General features: G+C 63.1%; 2 protein-coding genes and 1 pseudogene. 2 read left to right on the plus strand and 1 reads right to left on the minus strand.

From position 1 onward, the window contains the following. Window positions 1-483: pseudogene (locus MOV75_RS34390) on the plus strand (AMP-binding protein); the annotation flags it as partial. 124 nt (window positions 484-607) lie between these two features. Here MOV75_RS34390 and MOV75_RS34395 read toward each other — a convergent pair. Then, complete coding sequence (locus MOV75_RS34395; RefSeq protein ID WP_246925626.1) at window positions 608-1,882, minus strand: acyl-CoA dehydrogenase family protein; 1,275 nt, start codon at window positions 1,880-1,882, stop codon at window positions 608-610. A 214-nt stretch (window positions 1,883-2,096) separates the two neighbouring features. Here MOV75_RS34395 and MOV75_RS34400 point away from each other — a divergent pair. Beyond that, window positions 2,097-2,502: enoyl-CoA hydratase-related protein (locus MOV75_RS34400; RefSeq protein WP_247007566.1), on the plus strand; the 406-nt coding region annotated here is incomplete at its 3' end.

The following is a 2,502-nucleotide window of genomic DNA, read 5'->3' on the forward strand; positions in this document are numbered from 1 at the left end:
GGCGAGATCGCGACGCGATCGGGCTCGAACATGGCCGGCTACTGGAACCTGCCGGAGGCGACCGCATCGACGCTGCGCGGTGACGGCTGGCTGCGCACGGGTGACGCCGGCTACATGGACGAGGACGGCTATCTCTATATCCACGACCGCATCAAGGACATGATCATCTCCGGCGGCGAGAACATCTACCCCGCCGAGGTCGAGAGCGCGCTGTGCGATCATCCTGATGTCGCCGAGGCCGCGGTGATCGGCGTGCCCGACGACAAATGGGGCGAGGCAGTGAAAGCCGTCGTGGTGATGAAGCCGGGCAAGGAGGCAACCGCCACCGACATCATCAACTTCACCCGCGAGCGCATCGCCGGCTACAAGACGCCGAAGACCGTGGAGTTCCTGCCGGCGCTGCCGAGAAATCCCTCAGGCAAGATTTTGCGGCGGCAGTTGAGGGAGCCGTACTGGGCCGGGAAGGATCGGCGGGTGAATTGATCCGCGGTGCCGTAGGGTGGGCAAAGGCGCAAAGCGCCGTGCCCACCATTCTTCGATTACGAGAGAGGTGGTGGGCACGCTTTTCGCTTTGCCCACCCTACGATAGCCGTGCGCGCGGCGGCAGCTAATGCTTCCCCGGCCCCATATAGCCGAACAGGAATCCGGCCACCTTGCGCATCTGGATCTCCTCGCTGCCCTCGGTGATGCGGTAGCGGCGGTGGTGGCGGTAGATGTGCTCGAACGGCTTATGGCGTGAATAGCCCATGCCGCCGTGGACCTGCATGGCGCGATCGGCGGATTCGCAGCAGAGGCGGTTTGCCCAGTAGTTGCACATGGAGACGCGGTCGGAGAGCGTACGCTCGATCTGCTCCTCGGTGAGCTGGTCCATCTCCCAGGCGGTCTTTCGGATCAGCAGGCGCAGCATTTCGGCTTGCGTCGCTAGCTCGACCAGTGGGAACTGGATCGCCTGGTTCTCCGCGAGCGCCTTGCCGAACGGCTTTCGCTCGCGCGCATATTTGACGCTCTCGTTGATGCAGTAGACGGCGGCGCCGAGCGAGCTTGCGGCCTGGCGGATGCGGTTCTGATGCACGAAGCATTGCGCCAGCGACAGCCCGCGGCCGACCTCGCCGAACAGCGCATCCTCCGGCACGAACACGTCGGTAAAACTGACGCGCGGATGATCGGTCGGCATGTTGAAGGTCCACATGTATTCTTCGACCTTCACCCCATGGCTTTTCGCCGGAACCAGGAAGCAGGTGATGCCGCGGGCGTCGCCGTCATTGCCGCTGGTGCGCGCGAACAGCGCGCAATGCGTGGCGACGTGCATGCCTGTGGTCCACATCTTCTCCCCGTTGATGATCCAGCCCTTGACGTTGTCGCGAGTCGCCGGCACCGCGCGCGTCTCCATGTGGGTCGCATCCGAGCCGTGATGCGGCTCGGTGAGGCCAAAGGTGATGCGGTACTTGCCCCTGATCGAGCCGTCGATCATCGCTTTCTGGTCGTCGCGGCCGTAGCGGTCGAGCATGGTGACGACGGGGAAATTGCCGACGATCGAATGCTCGTTCTGGAGGTCGTTGTGCAGGCCGAGACCCTTCGCGGCAAAATGCTCGCGGATCACGGCCATCCAGAGGTTCGAGCCGTCCTTGCCGCCATACTGCCTCGGCACGGGAAAGCGCAAATGTCCGGCGGCGTCGGCGAGATCCTTTGCTTTCCGCAGCAGCGCTTCCCACTCGTGGCGCGGCAGGCCGCCGTTCTCGAAATCGGTGCGCGCCCATTCGCGGCGGTGATCGAAGAAGCGGATGTTGTCGTCCGCTTCTTCCAGCGGCTTGATCTCGTGTTCGATGAAGCGATCGAGCTCTCCGAGATAGGCGACGAGATCGGCAGGCAATGAGAAATCCAAGGGTTCTCTCCCGGAATGATCTTTGTTGTTTTGCGTTAAGACGCTAGGCGCATTCTTGCTTCGCGTGATTAAGCGGAGAAGAGCGCATCCAAGTCAAGCAAGGCGAGGCGTGCCAGACGCGCAAGGCGCACCAGCGCAATTCGATGGTGCTCAAGCACTGAGGCGCGCTACTATGCCGGCAATATTCCTTCACGAGAAAATGCGGGAGCGCGCGATGGAGTTGAAATTCTCGAAAGTGGAACGCAAGGGTCCGATCACGATCGTCACGCTGTCGCGTCCCGAGGTCTACAACGCGCTGCACACCGATGCGCATTTCGAACTGCAAAAAGTGTTCGACGATTTCGCGGCCGATCCCGAGCAATGGATTGCGGTCGTCACAGGCAGCGGCGACAAGGCGTTCTGCGCCGGCAACGATCTGAAGTGGCAGGCGGCGGGGGGAAAACGCGGCTGGGACAAGGGCGGCTTTGCCGGCCTGACCTCTCGGTTCGACTGCGACAAGCCGATCATCGCCGCGGTGAACGGCGTCGCCATGGGCGGCGGCTTCGAGATCGCGCTCGCCTGCGACCTGATCATCGCCGCGGAGAATGCGACCTTCGCCCTGCCCGAACCGCGCGTCGGCC

The sequence above is a fragment of the Bradyrhizobium sp. PRIMUS42 genome, assembly GCF_023006515.1.
In the GTDB taxonomy this organism is placed as follows: domain Bacteria; phylum Pseudomonadota; class Alphaproteobacteria; order Rhizobiales; family Xanthobacteraceae; genus Bradyrhizobium.